Source organism: Actinacidiphila oryziradicis, assembly GCF_005047355.1.
GTDB classification, from domain to species: domain Bacteria; phylum Actinomycetota; class Actinomycetes; order Streptomycetales; family Streptomycetaceae; genus Actinacidiphila; species Actinacidiphila oryziradicis.
Genome location: NZ_SUMC01000009.1, coordinates 90297 through 107388 on the forward strand (window position 1 = coordinate 90297; position 17092 = coordinate 107388).

The 17092-nt window shown below is 70.1% G+C and carries 16 protein-coding genes; 12 read left to right on the plus strand and 4 right to left on the minus strand.

The window, feature by feature from the left end; all coding sequences use genetic code 11:
- From FCI23_RS12630 to FCI23_RS12640, 3 genes are all read right to left on the minus strand, one after another.
- Positions 1-690, minus strand: a complete 690-nt coding sequence (locus tag FCI23_RS12630) for a response regulator (RefSeq protein WP_136723612.1) — start codon at positions 688-690, stop codon at positions 1-3.
- Positions 687-1979, minus strand: a complete 1293-nt coding sequence (locus tag FCI23_RS12635) for a sensor histidine kinase (RefSeq protein WP_136723739.1) — start codon at positions 1977-1979, stop codon at positions 687-689. Before FCI23_RS12635 ends, FCI23_RS12630 begins: the two co-directional genes overlap by 4 nt.
- Positions 1980-2109: 130 nt before the next feature.
- Positions 2110-4188, minus strand: a complete 2079-nt coding sequence (locus FCI23_RS12640; protein ID WP_211265297.1) for an MMPL family transporter — start codon at positions 4186-4188, stop codon at positions 2110-2112.
- A gap of 265 nt (positions 4189-4453) precedes the next feature.
- Between FCI23_RS12640 and FCI23_RS12645 the strand changes: the two genes are divergently transcribed.
- Genes FCI23_RS12645 through FCI23_RS12695 form a run of 11 tightly spaced genes read left to right on the plus strand, consistent with a single transcriptional unit; the run spans position 4454 to position 15136 of the window.
- Positions 4454-5356: an ACP S-malonyltransferase gene (locus FCI23_RS12645; protein WP_169316776.1), complete on the plus strand. Its 903-nt coding sequence runs from the start codon at positions 4454-4456 to the stop codon at positions 5354-5356.
- Positions 5353-7125 (plus strand): SchA/CurD-like domain-containing protein, encoded by a 1773-nt coding sequence (locus FCI23_RS58205; RefSeq protein WP_211265298.1) that lies wholly within the window; start codon positions 5353-5355, stop codon positions 7123-7125. Before FCI23_RS12645 ends, FCI23_RS58205 begins: the two co-directional genes overlap by 4 nt.
- Complete coding sequence (locus FCI23_RS12655; RefSeq protein ID WP_136723614.1) at positions 7122-7877, plus strand: SDR family oxidoreductase; 756 nt, start codon at positions 7122-7124, stop codon at positions 7875-7877. The genes FCI23_RS58205 and FCI23_RS12655 overlap by 4 nt, the downstream gene beginning before the upstream one ends.
- Positions 7878-7883: 6 nt before the next feature.
- Positions 7884-8816 (plus strand): amidohydrolase family protein, encoded by a 933-nt coding sequence (locus tag FCI23_RS12660; RefSeq protein WP_136723615.1) that lies wholly within the window; start codon positions 7884-7886, stop codon positions 8814-8816.
- Positions 8817-8852: 36 nt separating this feature from the next.
- Entirely contained in the window at positions 8853-9590 is a 738-nt protein-coding gene (locus FCI23_RS12665; protein WP_136723616.1) for an SDR family NAD(P)-dependent oxidoreductase, read from the plus strand.
- Positions 9590-9907: an antibiotic biosynthesis monooxygenase family protein gene (locus FCI23_RS12670; RefSeq protein WP_136723617.1), complete on the plus strand. Its 318-nt coding sequence runs from the start codon at positions 9590-9592 to the stop codon at positions 9905-9907. Before FCI23_RS12665 ends, FCI23_RS12670 begins: the two co-directional genes overlap by 1 nt.
- The gene (locus tag FCI23_RS12675; protein WP_136723618.1) at positions 9904-10221 is read left to right on the plus strand and encodes an antibiotic biosynthesis monooxygenase family protein; all 318 of its coding nucleotides are present in this window, start codon (positions 9904-9906) and stop codon (positions 10219-10221) included. The genes FCI23_RS12670 and FCI23_RS12675 overlap by 4 nt, the downstream gene beginning before the upstream one ends.
- Positions 10218-11225: an NAD-dependent epimerase/dehydratase family protein gene (locus FCI23_RS12680; protein ID WP_136723619.1), complete on the plus strand. Its 1008-nt coding sequence runs from the start codon at positions 10218-10220 to the stop codon at positions 11223-11225. Before FCI23_RS12675 ends, FCI23_RS12680 begins: the two co-directional genes overlap by 4 nt.
- A gap of 5 nt (positions 11226-11230) precedes the next feature.
- Complete coding sequence (locus FCI23_RS12685; protein WP_169316777.1) at positions 11231-12463, plus strand: MFS transporter; 1233 nt, start codon at positions 11231-11233, stop codon at positions 12461-12463.
- Positions 12464-12465: 2 nt separating this feature from the next.
- Positions 12466-13740: an FAD-dependent oxidoreductase gene (locus tag FCI23_RS12690; protein ID WP_136723621.1), complete on the plus strand. Its 1275-nt coding sequence runs from the start codon at positions 12466-12468 to the stop codon at positions 13738-13740.
- The gene (locus FCI23_RS12695) at positions 13733-15136 is read left to right on the plus strand and encodes a cation:proton antiporter domain-containing protein (RefSeq protein ID WP_246143672.1); all 1404 of its coding nucleotides are present in this window, start codon (positions 13733-13735) and stop codon (positions 15134-15136) included. Before FCI23_RS12690 ends, FCI23_RS12695 begins: the two co-directional genes overlap by 8 nt.
- 58 nt (positions 15137-15194) lie before the next feature.
- On the opposite strand, the gene FCI23_RS12700 is transcribed toward FCI23_RS12695, so the two are convergent.
- Complete coding sequence (locus FCI23_RS12700) at positions 15195-15695, minus strand: flavin reductase family protein (protein ID WP_136723622.1); 501 nt, start codon at positions 15693-15695, stop codon at positions 15195-15197.
- A 180-nt stretch (positions 15696-15875) separates the two neighbouring features.
- Here FCI23_RS12700 and FCI23_RS12705 point away from each other — a divergent pair, with 180 nt between their 5' ends.
- Positions 15876-17066 carry a glycosyltransferase gene (locus FCI23_RS12705; protein WP_169316778.1) on the plus strand — a complete coding sequence of 397 codons (1191 nt, stop codon included), beginning with the start codon at positions 15876-15878 and terminating at the stop codon, positions 17064-17066.
- Positions 17067-17092 lie beyond the last annotated feature (26 nt).

Here is a 17092-nt window from a genome sequence, read left to right on the forward strand (position 1 = left end):
CTACTCGCCCGCCGAGATCAGCCCCGACTCGTAGGCCGCGATCACCAGTTGGGCCCGGTCGCGGACGGCCAACTTGCCCATGATGCGGCTGACGTGCGTCTTCGCGGTGAGCGGGCTGAGGCCCAGGGCTTCGGCGATCTCGATGTTGTTCAAGCCGCGCGCGACCAGGATGAGCACCTGCCGCTCGCGGGCCGAGAGCGGGGCCAGCCCTTCGGGAGCCGGGGCGTCAGCGGGCGGCCGGTCAGGCATTCGCAGCACGCGGGCGATCAGCCGTGCGGTCGGCCCGGGCGAGAGCAGTGCCTCGCCGGCCGCAACGATCCGGATCGCGTCCAGCAGTTCGGCGGGGCGCGTGTCCTTCACCAGGAAGCCGCTCGCGCCCGCGCGTAGTGCCGGGACGACATGCTCCTCGGTGTCGTACGTCGTCAGCATCAGCACCCGGACCCCGGCGAGGTCCTCGTCCGCCGCGATCAGCCGGGTCGCCTCGATCCCGTCCAGATCCGGCATCCGGATGTCCATCACGATCACGTCCGCGCGGGCCGTCCGCGCCAGCTCGGTGGCCTCCCGTCCGGTACTGGCCTGCCCCACGACCTCCATGTCCCGTGCCGAATCGACCAGCATCGCGAACGCCGCCCGCACCAGGGTCTGGTCGTCGGCGAGGAGGACCCGGATCGGCTGCCGCTCCGTGCTCATCGGTGATCTCCCATGCCGGGTCCGGACGCGGGCCCGGCCAGCGACCCGGTGTCGCCTTTCAGGGGGTAGGCGGGTACGGGCACGTCCGGCGCCGGGACCCGTGTGCCCAGCGGCAGGTGCACGCAGACCGCGAAGCCGCCTTCCGGGCGCGGCCCTGTGGCGAGTGTGCCGCCAACGCTACGGACGCGCTCACGCATGCCGATCAGGCCGTAGCCCCGGGGGTCCACCGGGCCGACGGGGCCCGTCGCCGCTGGGGAGTCGTCGTTCACAACCTTCACCTGCAACGTTTCCGCCGCGTCGTCGACCGTGACGTCCACTCGCACTCGTACCGTCGGACCGGCATGTTTGACCGCGTTGGTCAGGGCCTCCTGGACGATGCGGTAGGCGGCCGCGCCCACGGCGGGCGGCGCCGCGTCGGTGCCGGCGCCGGCACGGAACGTGAGTTCCACGCGGGCACCGCTGGCCTCGGCGGCACGTACCAGGTCGGGCAGGCCCGACAGGGAGGGCGGCGGGCTCACGCCGGAGCCGTCGGCCGGGCTGCCGTCGGCACGCAGCACCTCCAGCGTGGTGCGCAGCTCTGCCCGTGCGTCCCGGCAGGTGTCGGCGATGGCGTCGAGCGAGGCGACGAGCGCCGTACGGTCCAGCCGTGCCGGGTCCTCGACCAGCACATGCGCGGCGACCGACGACTGCACGCCTATGAGCGTGATGGTGTGTGCCAGCAGATCGTGCAGATCCCGGGCGATCCGCATCCGCTCCTCCGCGACTCGTCGGGCCGCCTCCTCCTCCCGGGTGCGTTCGGCGCGGTCCGCGCGCTCCACGATCGCGGCCACGTACTTGCGGTGGATCCGGACCGCCTCCCCGACCAGCACCACCGCGACTATCCAGCCGGCGTTGCGCAGTAGGTCCATGCCCTCGTCCGGGTACGGGCGCGACTCCATCACCAGGGCCATGACCCCGATCGCGGCCGGCAGGGCGAGGAACGACCGCAGTGGCGGGCCCGCCACCGCCAGGCTGTACAGCGCGACTCCGCTGGCCGGGATCGTGGCCGGGTGAACGTATTCCATTTTCTGGTAGGCCGCCACCACCAGGACCATGGCCGCTGCCACGCCCGCCGGCCACCGCCGCCGCCCGGCCAGAATGGCCGCGCTGGCGGCGAGCAGCGCCCAACCGGCCGCGTCCGGCCACCGTCCGGTCGTCTCCGGCAGAGCAGCGGCCAGTGCGCACTGCAGTAAGAGAACGGCCGCAGCGAGCAGGGTGTCGCTGCGAAGGGCGCGCAGGGTCGCCGTCATGGAGGGCACCTCTTCATTCTCCGGGATCGGCCGGTCCGCGGCCATGCCCCGATGGTTCCGCCTCCGTCGTGCGCGTCGCACAACCGGATGGCCTCGCCGGGGCATGGCCGCGGACCGGCCGCGTGCCGGTTCAGGTGGTGGGTTCCGGAACGACGCCGAGGGGCGCCGGGGCGGCAGGTACCGGGCCCGTGAGGCGGCTCGGCCACCAGATACGGTGACCGAGGAGCACCGAGGCGGCCGGGACCAGGAAGGTCCGCACGACAAAGGTGTCGAGGAGTACACCGGCGGCGATGACAGAGCCCAGCTCGACCATCATCACCAGGGGCAGCACGGTGAGCACGCTGAAGGTCGCGGCCAGGACGATGCCCGCCGAGGCGATGACCCCGCCGGTGGCCTTCAGCGCCCGCACGGTCGCCTCCCGGTCCGGGGTGCCGCCCAGGACCTCCTCGCGCATGCGGTGCATCAGGAAGATGCCGTAGTCGACGCCGAGGGCGACGAGGAAGACAAAACTGAGCTGCGGCAGTGCGGGGTCGTTGCCCGCGAAGCCGAAGACCGGACCGAATACCAGGCCGCCCAGGCCCAGCGCCGCCGCCCACACCCCCGCCATGGCAGTGACCAGCACCAGCGGGGCCACCAGGCTCCGCAGCAGCATCGCGAGCAGGATGAAGACCACGGTCAGCACCATCGGAACGACCAGACTCTGGTCGCGCGAGACGGTGTGGGCGATATCGAGCGTTTGGGCACTCTCACCGCCGACCAGTGCGCCGTCTTCGCTCAGCCCGGTCCGCAGCCGGTTGATGGTCGCGGTCTCGCCGGGGCTCTCCGGTTGGGCGGTCGCCGTGACGCTGATCTCGGTCCAGCCCTTCGCGCTGCGGCCCGTCGAGGCGGCCGAGACGCCCTTGGTGTTCGTTACGTCGGCGAGTGTCGCATTCGTGCGGCTGGTGCGCGCCAGCACGGTGATCGGCTGGCTGCCGCGCTCGGGGAAGCTGTCGGCGAGGATCCGCATCGCCGACACCGACTCCGGCTTCTTGACGAAGGAATCCTCCTGCCGCAATTCACCGGTGAGGTTCAGGGCACCGAAGGCCAGTGCTCCGACAGCCACGGTCCCGGTCACCAGCACCATCACCGGGCGCCGGACGACGGCCGCGCCCACCCGGTCGTAGAAGCCGCGTCGCCGCTTCGGCTCGCTGCCGTACGCCGGGATCAGCGGCCAGAACACCCGGCGGCCGAGCAGCACCAGCACCGCGGGAAGCAAGGTCATCATCGCGGCGAGCGCGCACAGGACGCCGACCGCACCGGTCGGGCCGAGCGCACTGCTGCTGTTGAGGTCGGCGGCCAGCAGGCACAGAAGCCCCGCCACGACCGTCCCGGCGGAAGTCAGCACGGCGGGGCCGCTGCGGCGCAGCGCCGCGCGCATGGCGTCGTACGGGAGTTGGGCGTGGTGCAGTTCGTCCCGGTAGCGGGCGACCAGCAGCAGCGCGTAGTCGGTGCCCGCGCCGAAGACGAGGATCGTCATGACGGAGCTGCTCATGCTGTTGACGGAGAGGCCGAACCCCTGGACCAGTCCGTAGACGACGGCCATCGCCGCCACCGCCGCCATCGCGACCGCGACCAGCGGCACCAGCCACAGGAACGGGCTGCGGTAGGTGACCACCAGCAGCACGGCCACGACCGACACGGTCGCCAGGAGCAGCGTCCCGTCGATCGAGTTGTACACCTTGTCCATGTCGGCGGCCAGCCCGCTCTCGCCGCCCACCAGCACGGTCAGCCCCTGCGGCCGTCCCTCGGCGGCGATCACGCGGACCGCCGTGGCGACTGTCTTCGCGTCCCCCGCGCTCTGCGCGACGGCCACCGGCACCATCAGCGTCGTCCCGTCGGCCGACAACACGGCCTGCGGCGTCGCGTTGCGGTTCGCCGGCTCGAACTTCTTCAGCACCGCTGTCACTTGCCGCTGCTCGGCCTTCCGATCGGCGGCTGTCACTCCGCCGCCGCGGTGATACACCAGCACCAGATTGGTCGACCCGCCACCCGGCATCGACTTCTGGACTTTGGCGACCTGCGTCGACTGCGCGCTCGCGGGCAGATAGCTGACCTGATCGTCCTTGGTCACACCGGACAGCTTCCCGGCGAACGGCAGCACCACTGCGACGACCGCGATCCAGAATCCCACCACTGCCCAAGGCAGCAGCAGCCTGCGTTTGATTTCCATGGGTTCCAGAATCCCGGCCCGCCGTGGCCATTTCGTCCCGCTGACGTCGGAGAGCGCCGTTACTGCGCAGGGAGCGGCGCGGGCCTCGTTACTCCCGCGGGAGTACTTCACCGGTCGGCGGCGAGGAGGCCGACCGGAGAGCCACCGTGCGGGCGAGCCGCGGGGAAACCGGGCCTGCGGTAGGGTAGTTCCTCCTCGCGGCGGAGGCGGAGATCGGTCCGCCGGCAGGACGACCGCACCCCAGCGGGCCGCCTACGGTTCAGGGGTGAGCCGAAGAGTCATACAGACACCACCGGGGGTCGCCTTCCCCGGCCAAGCTGTCGACCGGCGCGCGGTCGACATCCTCCTCGATGCGCACAGGCACACGCCACTCGTGACGGAGCTGTTCGGCAGGCTGGGTGTCACCGGCGCCGGCCAGATCGACTTCGCCGACACGCGGGCAGGCCAGCCGTGCACCTACGCCGCCGGGCTGCTCTCGGCCTGGCAGCAGTTCGGCACCGGCGCGGACCATCCGGTGACGCTGGGGCACAGCCTCGGTGAGATGACCTCGCTGGTCTACGCCGGTGCCCTTGATCCCTTGCAGGGTCTGGATCTGCTGTTCGAACTGGGCGAGGTCGGGCACGAGCAGGATCTGCGGCGCCCCAGCAGGCTGGTCGTGCTGATGGGACTGGATCTCAGCGAGGTCGACCGGGTGTGCCGGCTCGCGGTCGTGGAGACCGGCGCCGTGCTCGAACCGTCCGGGTTCAACGGGCCCACGCAGACGATCCTGTGCGGTGACGCCAAGGCCGCGCAGGTCGCGGCGGACTTGGCCAGAGCGCGCGGCGCGACCGTCCGATTGCTGCCGATCCGCGGTGCCTACCACTGCTCGCTCATGACAGAACTCCTGCCCCGTTGGCAGTTCGCGGTCGGGCGGATGGAGTTTCGGACTCCTCGAATCCCTGTCGTATCCAGCGTGGACGGCCGTTGCCGGGTGACCGCGGACGGGCTCATGGAGCTGCTGACCCGATGGCTGCTGTTGCCCGTTCGGTGGAGTGACGCGGTCACGGCCGCGCGGGATGCCGGCGCCACCGCGCTCGTCGACGCCGGGCCGGGAGAGATCCTGCGCGACATCTCCCGCAGGGGATCGGCGCTGGCCTTCGTCCGTACCAGCGAGATGGAGACGTCATGAGTGAACCCTGTTTACTCGCCTGGTCCGCGCCCGACGAACGCGCGGAAACGCGATTACGGCAATGGATCTGCGACCATCTCGCGCGGCATCCCGGTGATCCGGACGGGCTGGTGGCGCTGGTCGAACAGCACCAGGACACCGGCCACGCGTTCCGGGCCGCCGTGGTGCTGGCCGGTGCCGGCGCGGTGGCCGACGCGGTCGCCGCGGTGCGCGGCGCGCCGGTCCGCCGTCTGCCGGAGCACCGTCCACCCCGCCCGGTCGCGCTGCTGCTCGACGGGCACGGTGCGCAGCACGTCCGGATGGGCGCGCAGCTCTACGGCGTGGAGCCGGTCTTCACCGACTGGATGGACGACATGTTCGGCCTGCTCGGTGCCGAGGGGGACGCGCTGCGCGCGGACTGGCTCGCCGAGCAGCCGGTAGTACCCCTCGACGCCGCGGAACGCGGCCAGCCACTGCTGTTCGCGCTCGGCCACGCGCTGGGCCGCACGGTGCTGAGCTGGGGTGTGCGGCCGACCGCGCTGCTGGGCCACAGCGTTGGCGAACTGGCCGCTGCGGCACTGTCCGGAGTGTTCGGCCTGCCGGATGCCGCCTCGCTCATGACCGCCCGCACCGCGTCCTACCGCGATGCCGCGCCGGGTGGGCTGCTCGCCGTCGCCGCGTCCTTGGAACAGGTGGCGGAGTTCCTCGGCGATGGGGTGTGCGTCGGCGTCGTCAACGGTCCGAACCAGACCATGCTGGCCGGGTCCGAGTCCGCGCTCGAGATCGCCGCGCGACGCCTGCGGGAGGCCGGGTACACCGCGCTCCGGGCCCGCATCCCGCTGCCGTTCCACTCGCCGGTACTCGCCCCGTTGGCCGCGGTCTCCGAGGCCGTGCTGGCCCGGATTCAGCTGAGGCCTCCGCGGATCGACGTCTTCTCCACGATCACGGCACGGCGGCTGCGGCCGGAGGAGGCGGTCGACCCCGCCTTCTGGGCTTCGCAGGTGTGCCGGCCGGTGCTGTTCGGCCCGGCGCTCGACGAGTTGCTGGCCGAGCAGGATGTGCTGCTCGTGGAGGCGGGCCCGGCACGGGCGCTGGCCAATCTCGCACGGCGGCACCCTGCGGTTGTCGCGGGCCGTAGCGCGGTGACCGCCATGCTGCCGCCACGGCTGGGCGTGCCGGGTGCGGACCGCCGTGCGGTCCTGGAGACCGTAGCGGCCGTCTGGCTGGAGGGGCATCGGCTCGACTGGACCGCGGTGTCCGTTCGGGGAGCGGCATCCTCCGTACGGGGGAACCGGAGAACCATTCGATCGGTGGGCGACACGTTCACCGCACGCAAATATTCTTTGAGCAGAAGTCCGGAATTGAATTCCCGGAATTCTGCTCCATGTTTTTCCGTCACTTCACCTGGAGGGGTAATGCAGCGCTATGCCGTGACTTTTCGAGTTCGTCCGGGTACCGAGGAGGATGTGGCCAATCTCCTGGCGACCTACGACCCGCCGAATCCGGAAATTGACGATGAGACCCGCCTGCTCAGCACCTCGGTGTTCATGAAGGACCAGCAGATTGTCCGTATGATCGAATTTGAGGGTGATTTTGTCAAGATCATGGCGCACCTTTCGCAGGACCCGAACATCCAGTACGTCGAACACGAACTGGACAAGTACCTGATCGAGGAAGACCGGCGCGACATGTCCAATCCGCAGGGCGCCAAGGAGTTCTTCATGCGCGCGATGATGCGGACCGTCACGACTCGCGTCCCCGAGGGTTACGGAGCGGTGAAGAAGTCATGAGCGACGCACAGGTATTCCTCGTCACCGGCCCGACCGGAGCCATGGGCGAGGCCGTGGTCGGCAAGCTCGCCGCGTCGGGTCACCGGCTGATGCTGGCCGCCCGCAACGAGTCCCGGCTCAAGGAGATCGCCGATTCGGCGGCCGCGCCGGACCAGATCGCCACCGTCGTCGCCGACACCACCAAGCCGCTGCTCGCACGGCGCGCGGTGTCGGAGACGATCGACCGGTTCGGCCGGATCGACGGACTGATCCACCTGGTCGGCGGATTCCACGTCGGACCGGTCATGCTGTCCGACCTCGACGCGTACACCCGTATGTTCCAGGCCAACCTGCTGTCCGCGGTCTCCGCCACCCAGGCGGTGCTGCCGCAACTCGCCGACGGCGGCCACCTCGTCTACCTCAGCTCGGTACTGGCCAGAGAGCCGTTCCCCGGGTTCGGTGCCTACGCCGCGAGCAAGGCCGCGCTCCAGGCATGGGTGAAGTCCTTGGCGCACGAGGTGAAGCACCGGGGTGTGCACGCGAACGTCGTGGTGATGACGATGGCCGACACCGAGGAGGCCCGCGCACAGCGGCCGCATATGGACTTCGAGCAGGCGACCAAGCCCGCGGCCGTCGCCGACGTGGTGGACTTCCTGGTCAGCCCGGCCGCCGGCGGCCTGTTCGGTGTGATGGTGCCGGTGCTCGGGAAGTTCGAGTTCAGCACCGGCCTGATGGCGGGTCCGCCCGGTGCGCCGCAGCTGAACCGGCTGTGAGCCGCGATGTTCATCGACATCCATGGACATCTCAGCCCACCGGGGGAGAAGGGCGGCGGACCGCCGAGCCTGCGTGACCCCGAGGCCGTGATCGATCACAAGCGGGCGCTCGGCATCGGCCTCACCGTGATCGGCAGCCCGGTCGGCGCGGGCGTCATGCTGCCGCTGCCGGACATCGACAACTACCGGCAGAGCGCGGACGCGGTACGGGCGCACAACGAGCTGATGGCCGGTCTCGTCGACCAGTACCCGGACTCGTTGCGCACCTACGCCTATCTCGACCCGTTCGGCGATGAGCGGATGCTTTCCCAGGCCCGTGATCTCGTCGGGGACTGGCGCTTCGTCGGCCTGGTCGTCAACTCCAGCATCAACGGCGAGTACCTGAGCTCGCCGCGGGCCGAGCAGTTCTTCGCGATGGCCGACGAGATGGCCGTGCCGGTGCTGATGCATCCGCCGGCCCGCCCGGTCGGCGCGGACAGCCTCGGCGAGTTCGGCATGGTCGAGCACATCGGGCGGTTCAACGACGTGACCGCGGGACTGGCCGCGATCCTCCGGGGCGGCGTACTGGACCGGTACCCGAACCTGGCGCTGGTGGCGGCCGCCGGCGGCGGGGCGATCGCGCAGCTCGCGGAGAAGCTCGACCTCGCGGCCGCGCCACGGGACGGCGGCGAGCCGTCGTCGCGGCCGAGCGAGGCCCTGCGCCGTATCCATGTCGATACCTCGTGCCCCAGCGCGCACAACATCGCGGCGAACATCGCGGTGCTGGGCGCCGACCATGTGCTCTTCGGCACCGACGCGCCGCCGTTGATGGCCGCGCTGGAACCGATCGTGGGCCTGGTGTCCGGAGCCGGCCTCACCCCGGCCGAACTCGAACGCGTCGCCTGTCGCAATGCCACCGAGCTCTACGGCCTGGAGCCGACGTTCGCACCGGCACCGTGACCCGACCCGACCTGACCCTGGACTGGGAGAACAGCAATGAGCACTGAGCTGAAGGGCAAACGCGTGCTCGTCACGGGCGGCACGCGCGGAATCGGCCGGGCGATCGTGCTGGCATTCGCCGCCGCAGGCGCGACCGTGCACACCTGCGGCCGCACCGACGGTGAGGCGGCCGCCGCGCTGCGGTCCGAACTCGCCGAGTTCGGCGGCGAACACACGGTGCACGCCGCCGACGTAGCCGACCCGGCCCGGTGCCGGGCGCTGGTCAAGGCCACCACCGCGGTCCTCGGTGGCATTGACGTCCTCGTCAACAACGCGGGCGTGGTCAGCCACCGCACCCTGGACGAGCTCGATGGCGACGAGTGGAGCCGGGTCATCGACACCAACCTGCGCGGCACCTTCGAGGTCACCAAGGCGGCACTGCCGTCGATGGGCGAGGGCGGGGCGATCGTCAACATCTCCTCGGCCGTCGCTTCGGTGGGCATGGTGGCGCGCACGCACTACACCGCGTCCAAGGCGGCGATCTACGGCTTCACCCGGTCTCTGTGCAAGGAGGCCGGACCGCGCGGGATACGGGCCAACGTGGTCGCGCCGGGGATCATCGAGACCGATCAGGCGATCGGCCTGACCGGTGAGGTGCGCAAGCGCTACGAGGCGCTCGCGGCGCTGGGCAGGCTCGGCACGCCGGAGGACGTCGCGGACGTCGTCCTGTTCCTGTCCGGCAACGCCGCCCGCTTCGTGTCCGGCCAGACGATCGTGGTCGACGGGGGCATCTGATGGCAGCCGAGCGCGCGGTGCGCGCCGTGCTGACGATGACCGTGCCCCCGCAGGCCGCCGCCGAGTTCGAGCGGGAATGGGCCGCGGTCGCCGAGTGGGTGCAGGGGCAGGCCGGCTGCCTGCGCCAGACCCTGAGCCGGGTCGCCGGCGAGGAGGAGACCACCTACGTGATCACCTCGGACTGGACCGACCGCGGCACGTACCACCACTTCGAGACGAGCTCACGGCAGGACGGCGCCACCGCGGGGCTGCGCGGACTCCGCACCAGCGTCCATATGGAAGTCCTGGAGATCATCGACCACAGGGGAGACTCATGAGCATCTATGTCATGGTTTCGGCGCAGATCAAGCCCGGTACCTCGGCGGAGTTCGAGCGTGCCTTCGAGGTGGTCCGCAAGCGGGTCAGCGGCACGCCGGGACATCTCGGCGAGCAGTTGCTGCGGGACCAGAAGGAGAGCGACCGGTACACCCTGCTCGGCCACTGGGAGAGCGCCGAGAAGTTCCTTGCCTGGGAGGACGCACCGGTGCACCGTGAGATGACGGTTCCGCTGCGCCCGTACTGGGCGGGCCCGGTCGACCGGGTGATCCACGAGATCGCCGTCGACCGTGTGACGGCGGAGGCGCGGCAGTGACCTCGGCCACAACCGGGGCGCCGGCCTATCGGCGGGCCGTTGTCACAGGTGCGGCCGGATTCATCGGCTCGCACCTGTGTGAGGCCCTGCTGGACGAGGGGTGGCTGGTGACCGGCATCGATCACCTGCGTGGCCATCCCGAGGAGGTGACCGCACGCAACCTCCGGTCGCTGCGTGCGGATCCCCGGTTCCTGCTGGTGACCGCCGACATCGCGGTCGCCGACCTGGACTCGCTACTGTACGGCGCAGACACGGTGTTCCATCTCGCGGCGCGACCCGGGGTGCGGGCCTCGTGGGGCGAGCGGTTCAGTGAATACGTGGACAGCAATGTCCTCGGCACCCACCGGCTGCTGGACGCGGCCGGCCGGGGCGGGGTGCGGCGCGTCGTGGTCTCGTCCTCCTCCAGTGTGTACGGCGGCGCCGAGGACGGTCCGACCGCGGAGACCAGCCTGCCGACGCCGTTGTCGCCCTACGGCGTGACGAAACTGCTGACCGAGCAGCTCAGCCTGGTGCACGCCAAGCGGCCCGGATCACGGACCAGCGTCGTGGCACTGCGCTATTTCACCGTCTACGGCCCGCGGCAACGCGCGGACATGGCCATCACCCGCATGATCGACTCGGCGCTCACAGGCCGGCCGATCACCGTGTTCGGGGACGGCCTGCAGCGCCGCGACTTCACCTTCGTGTCCGACGCTGTGCAGGCGAATCTGCTCGCGGCGCAGGCGCGGGCGCAGGCCGTCGCGGTCAATGTCGGCACCGGCAGCACGATCACCGTGCTGGAGCTCATCGAGTTGGTGGGCGAGGTGGTGGGACAGCCCGTGGCGTTCGAACACGGGCCGCCGGGCGACGGCGACGCGCGCTCCACCCACGCGGACCTGGCCGGCGCGGCCGAAGTGCTCGGCTACTGGCCGACGGTCGACCTGCGCACCGGGATCAAGCACCAGGTCGAATGGATCCGCTCGCTCTCCGCCGGCGCGCGGGAACCCCAACTGGCCCGGGGGTGAAGGCCGTGCTTCCCGCATTGCGCAACCGGAACTACCGGCTGTGGTTGCTCGGTCTGTCGGTCGCCAACGTAGGCACCTGGATGCAGCGCATCGCCCAGGACTGGCTGGTGCTGGAACTGACCGGCCGGTCGGGCACCGCGCTCGGGCTCGTCACCGGTGTGCAGTTCCTGCCGATCCTGCTGTTCGGGCCGGTCGGCGGCATGCTCGCCGACCGGTTCCCCCGGCGCGCCCTGCTGCTGTGGACACAGGCGGCGGTCGGCCTGTGCGGACTCGCACTGGGCACACTGGTGCTCAGCGGCGGGGTCCAGACCTGGCATGTCTACCTGATCGCGCTGATGCTCGGCGTGGCGAACGCGGTGTTCCAGCCGACCGTGCAGGCGTTCGTGCTGGAACTGGTCACTCGTGAGGAAGTGCCCAGCGTGGTCGGGCTGTCCGGCGGTTCCTTCCACGCCGCCCGGCTGATCGGCCCCGGAGTGGCCGGGGCACTGATCGCCGTCAGCGACACCGGGCCGGTGTTCCTCATCGCCGCGGCCACGGCGATCGCCCCGATCGTGGCTCTGGTACGGATGGATCCGGCACGACTGCACGAGGTCCCGGCCGACCGGGGCGGCAGCCTGTCCATGCTGGTGGCCGGGGTCCGTTACGCGATGCGGGAACCGGAGATCCGGGTGATCCTCGGTGTGACGGCGTTCGTCGGTACTTTCTCGGCCAACTCGCCGATCACCAACGCGCTCATGGCTACCCATGAGTTCGGCCGTGGCGCACGCGAGTTCGGTCTCCTCGGTTCGGTGACCGCGATCGGATCACTGGTCGGCGCGGCGCTGGCCGCCCGGCGGAAATCGGTGTCCTGGAGGTTTGTGACGGCGAGTGCTACCGCCTTCGCCACGGTGAACCTGCTGTCCGCCTTCATGCCCGGCTACACGGCCTTCGCGATCGCCCTCGTGCCGGTCGGACTCACTCAGCTGACCTTCATCACCGCGGCCAACTCCAGTCTGCAGCTCGGCTCCGCGCCTGAGATGCGGGGCCGGGTGATGGCGCTGTTCATGGTGCTCACGATGGGTACCACCCCGGTCGGCGCGCCACTGATCGGCTGGATCGCACAACAGGCGGGCGCGCGGACCGCGCTCGTCGTGAGCAACCTCGTTGCCCTGCTGGGCATCGTTGTCGTGCTGACTCTGCACCTGGTCGCAGCGCCCTCCCGGCGGGCACCCGTAGCGGAACCCGTGGAGGCCAAGTGAAGGTGAACGAACCCCAGGACACCCAGGACACCCAGGACACCCAGGACACCGCGCAGTGCGTGATCGCCGGGGGCGGCCCGGCCGGGGCTGTGCTCGGCTGGCTGCTGGCCCGCGCTGGTGTGTCGGTGGTGGTGCTGGAGAAGCACGGTGACTTCCGGCGTGACTTCAGGGGCGACACGGTGCACTCGTCGACCATCCAGATCATGGACGACCTCGGGGTCGGCGAGGAATTCCTCGCCATCCCGCATCAGCGCGAGTCGTCGGTGCTGGCGGTGACCGACGACGGTGAGATGAGCCTGGCCGACTTCGGCTCGCTGCGGATCACGTACCCGTTCATCGCGTACATGCCGCAGTGGGACCTCCTCGACTTTGTCGCGTCGCAGGCCCGCCAGTACCCCGGGTTCCGCATGGAGCTGAACGCGCGGGCGACCGGACTGATCGAGGAGAACGGCCGTGTTGTGGGCGTGCGTTATGTCCAGGACGGTCAGGAGCACGAGCTGCGCGCCGCACTGACGGTCGCGGCCGACGGGCGGCATTCCGTGCTGCGCCAGGCGGCCGGGATTCCGGTGCGCACCTTCGGCACCCCGATGGATCTGCTGTGGTTCCGGCTGACCCGGAAGGACACGGATCCTGGACGGACGTTCGCGAGGCTCAGCCGGGGCAGCATGGTCGCGATGATCCACCGCGAAGACTACTGGCAGGCCGCCTACGTCATTCCCAAGGGAACCGCGCACAACTGGTCCGACGCCGCCGGCCTCGACCAGTTCCGGCAGACGCTGGAGCGGCTGATCCCGTGGCTCGACGGCCGTACCCAAGAGATCCGGACCTGGGAGGACGTGCACGAACTCGACGTGCGGCTGGACCGCGCCGAACGGTGGTACCGGGAAGGTTTCCTGGCGATCGGTGACGCGGCGCACGCGATGTCCGTGGTGGGAGGGGTCGGTATCAATCTGGCGGTCCAGGACGCCGTGGCCGCGGCGCGGATCCTCACCCCGGCACTGTTGAACGGCCGGGTCGGCGGGCGGCTGCTCGCCAAGGTCCAAAAGCGCCGTTCGCTGCCGACCGCCATGACGCAACGCCTGCAACGCACCATACAGGACCGCTTCCTGACCCCGTTGCTCGCGGGCGAGGTGGCGGGCAGGCCACCGGCACTACTGCGGGCGGTCTTCCGGTTCGGTCCCCTGCAGCGGGCCAAGGCCCGCATTGTCGCGGTCGGGTTCCGGCCGGAGCGGGCGACCGGTCTCCCCGTTGTGGAAAGGATTCCCGGGAATGGCTGAGACACGTGTGGAGCTGCGCCCGCCGGCGACGGTCCGGCTGCGCCGCTCCATGTTCCTCTACGTGGGGCTGGTGATCGTGCCGGTGGCCGGTGCGGTTCTGGTGCTGCGCGCCCACTCCGGCGGTCCGGCGCCCGGCGCTCACGCGCCGTCCGCGGTCGCCACGGCCGACCCGTTCCCCAAGCTGCTGATCGCGCTGCCGGTGATCCTGCTGGTCTGCCGGCTGTGCGCGGGCTTGTTCGGCAGGATGTCGCAGCCCCGGGTGATCGGCGAGATCTTCGCCGGGGTGCTGCTGGGGCCGTCGCTGTTGGGACTGCTCTGGCCGGCCGGCTACGAGTGGCTCTTCCCGCCATATCTGGCACCGACGCTGAACATCCTCGCGCAGGTCGGGCTCGTACTGTTCATGTTCCTGGTCGGCTACGAGCTCGATGTCGGACTGATCCGCGGCCGTGGTGCTGCGGCGGTGACGGTGAGCCAGGTGAGTATCGCCCTGCCCTTCGCCAGTGGCGTCATCCTGGCGATCGCGATGTACCGGTCGCTGTCTCTTCCCGGCGTGTCCTTCGCGACCTTCGCGCTCTTTCTCGCCGTGTCCATGAGCGTCACCGCGTTCCCGGTGTTGGCACGGCTGTTGGTCGACCGGGGACTGGACCGTACGCCGCTCGGTTCGCTGTCGCTGGCGTGTGCCGCGATGGACGACATCGCCGCGTGGTGCCTGCTGGCCGTTGTCGTCGCGACCGCGACGAACTCGTCGCTCGCCGGCGTGGCGGTGACCCTGGCGGAACTCGTCGCGTTCGTCGCGCTGATGTTCCTGGTTGTACGACCGCTGCTGGCGAAGCTGGTGAAGAGCGAAGCCGGGCAGCAGGTCCTGTTGCCGGTGATGGTCTCGGCTGTGCTGCTGTCGGCGCTGGGCACCCAGAAGATCGGGGTGCACGCGATCTTCGGAGCCTTCCTGCTCGGGGTGGTGTCCCCGCGCGGCGACGGGAACGTGGACCGGGTGATTGAGCCGGTCCGTACCTTCACCATGACCGTGCTGCTGCCGTTGTTCTTCGTCTACACCGGGCTGCGCACCAAATTTGCCCTGCTGGGCACGGATTTGCGGCTGTGGGGCTGGTGTCTGCTGGTCATCGTGGTGGCGGTGCTCGGCAAGGGGGTGGGCAGCACGGTCGCGGCGCACACGGCGGGTATCGACTGGCGGGAGTCGCTGTCGCTCGGGGCGTTGATGAACTGCCGTGGGCTGACCGAACTGGTCGTGCTCAACGTCGGTCTCGACCTGGGGATGATCAGTCCGACGGTGTTCGCGATCCTGGTGATGATGACGCTGGTGTCCACGGTGATGACCGCGCCCGCGCTCAGCCTGATCCAACGGATCCGGCCGGGCGGTCCGCGAAAGGCACTCTGAGGTATTCCCGCCAACCTACCCGCCCACCACGCGGCTACCGGGGACTGCAGGCGAAGGGTCAGGCCAGTCCCCGGTAGCCGCCTGAGTGGAACAGCAACGGCTGCCCGGGAGCGAGCGGGTGGGCGGCGACGACCCGGCCCAGCACGATGTCGTGGTCACCGGCCGTGAACAGCCCGTTGGTGAGGCACTCCAGGACCGCGTGTGCTCCGCCGAGCACCGGGGAGCGGGTGACGCCGGGGCGCCAGCGCACCGAGCCGAAGCGGTCGAAGCCCGGGCTGGCGAACTGCTGGGAAAGGGCCTCCTGGCCCTCGGCCAGTACGTTCACGGAGAAGGTGGTGGCCGAGGAGAACGCCTCGTGCAGCTGCGACTGGTGACGGACGCAGAACAGCACGACCGGCGGGCTCAGCGAGACCGAGCAGAACGAGTTGACGGTCATGCCGACCGGACCGCGTGCGGTGCTCGTGGCGACCACCGCGACGCCCGTGGCGAACTTGCCGAGCACCTGCCGGAGATGGTTGCCGTCCACTTCGGAATCGAGCGCGAAAACGTCTGAGGTCATAACCCGAGGCTAGCGGGAAAGAACTCTTCAGTCGTCGCCCCGAAATGGGATTTCGATCCTTCGTCCTCCTGGTGGAAGAGCTCCTCCCGGAGTACTGGCCGATGCGGGTGCCGCAGATGGATGTGACCGGTTTGCGGCATGCCTAGGATCGATATCAAGAATCGAGCTGATGGGGGCGACATGCGCATTCTTTTCACCTGTGTGCCGGGTACCGCTCATTTTCACGCGATGGTTCCCCTGGTCCGGGCCGCCGAGGCGGCGGGGCACGAGGTCGCGGTGGCGACCGCCGAGACGTTCGGCGCGGCGTTCACCCGGGAGGGTTTCCGGCTGCTGCCGTGCGGGGCGGACTGGTCCCAGTCCGATGCGTCATCCCTGCCGCAGTTCCACCAGCGCAAGGGGCCGCAGATCGGTGCCTTCGCCGAAGTCGCCGGCATGGGCATGGTCGACGGACTGCTCGCGCACGCAAGCCGGTTCGAGCCCGAACTGATCGTGTGGGACGCCATGGAGTTCGGCGGGTGGGTCGCGGCCGAACTCCTCGGTGTCCCGCAGGCCGCCGCGGCGTCGGCGATGGGTACCCCGCGGCCGATCATGCAGGCGATGGCGAGCGCCGAGCTCGCCGAACTGACCGCGAGGTACGGCCTGGCACCCGATCCGGAACTGCGCCGGATGTTCAGCCATCTCTACCTGCACCGCAAGCCCCGTACGCTGGACCTGCCGTACGGAGAGCCGCTGGAACAGGAGTTCCGCTACCGGCCGGCGATGTTCGACGAGCCGACGCCCCCGCCCCCGGACGGACTGTCGGAGCTGCTGGGGTCGCGGGAACAGCCGCTGGTGCATCTGTCGCTGGGTACGACATTCGTCGGCACCCCGGCGGCCCGTGCGGTGAACCGGGCCGTGTTCACGGCGCTCGCGGACGAGCCCGTTCGGCTTGTGGCCTCCATCGGCCGGTCCGCCGACCCCGAGGACTACGGGACCCTGCCGCCCAACGTGCGGCTGGTCCGCTACGTCGACCACCGCGCGTTGCTCCCGCACTGCGCGGCCTTCATCAGCCACGGCAGTTTCAGCTCGATCCTGGTCGCGATCGCGAGCGGGGTACCGCTGTGCCTTCTGCCGATGGGCGCCGACCAGCCAGTGGTGAGCATGCACCTGGCCAATCTCGGGCTCGGCGTCAACCTCGCGAACGTACACCGTCCGCCCGCGCCGTCACTGGACGCGCAGGCCCTGAACCCCGATGACGTGCGCAGCGCGGTTCGTACGGTGCTCGACGAGTCCAAGTACGCCGACGCGGTCTCCTACGTCCAGGACGACTTCCGTCGGCTGCCCGCGCTGCCGGCGGTGATTGATCGGCTGGAGCGGCTCACCGACCGGTGACGGTCTTTTCTCCACCGAACGACGGA

What these genes read in the sequence shown, in the direction of transcription:
- FCI23_RS12670 (WP_136723617.1), top strand. Translation starts at nt 9,590, where the DNA reads ATGGCAGCCGAGCGCGCGGTGCGCGCCGTGCTGACGATGACCGTGCCC.
- FCI23_RS12675 (WP_136723618.1), top strand. Translation starts at nt 9,904, where the DNA reads ATGAGCATCTATGTCATGGTTTCGGCGCAGATCAAGCCCGGTACCTCG.
- FCI23_RS58205 (WP_211265298.1), top strand. Translation starts at nt 5,353, where the DNA reads ATGAGTGAACCCTGTTTACTCGCCTGGTCCGCGCCCGACGAACGCGCG.
- FCI23_RS12635 (WP_136723739.1), bottom strand. Translation starts at nt 1,979, where the DNA reads ATGACGGCGACCCTGCGCGCCCTTCGCAGCGACACCCTGCTCGCTGCG.
- FCI23_RS12705 (WP_169316778.1), top strand. Translation starts at nt 15,876, where the DNA reads ATGCGCATTCTTTTCACCTGTGTGCCGGGTACCGCTCATTTTCACGCG.
- FCI23_RS12695 (WP_246143672.1), top strand. Translation starts at nt 13,733, where the DNA reads ATGGCTGAGACACGTGTGGAGCTGCGCCCGCCGGCGACGGTCCGGCTG.
- FCI23_RS12630 (WP_136723612.1), bottom strand. Translation starts at nt 690, where the DNA reads ATGAGCACGGAGCGGCAGCCGATCCGGGTCCTCCTCGCCGACGACCAG.
- FCI23_RS12640 (WP_211265297.1), bottom strand. Translation starts at nt 4,188, where the DNA reads ATGGAAATCAAACGCAGGCTGCTGCTGCCTTGGGCAGTGGTGGGATTC.
- FCI23_RS12700 (WP_136723622.1), bottom strand. Translation starts at nt 15,695, where the DNA reads ATGACCTCAGACGTTTTCGCGCTCGATTCCGAAGTGGACGGCAACCAT.
- FCI23_RS12655 (WP_136723614.1), top strand. Translation starts at nt 7,122, where the DNA reads ATGAGCGACGCACAGGTATTCCTCGTCACCGGCCCGACCGGAGCCATG.
- FCI23_RS12660 (WP_136723615.1), top strand. Translation starts at nt 7,884, where the DNA reads ATGTTCATCGACATCCATGGACATCTCAGCCCACCGGGGGAGAAGGGC.
- FCI23_RS12665 (WP_136723616.1), top strand. Translation starts at nt 8,853, where the DNA reads ATGAGCACTGAGCTGAAGGGCAAACGCGTGCTCGTCACGGGCGGCACG.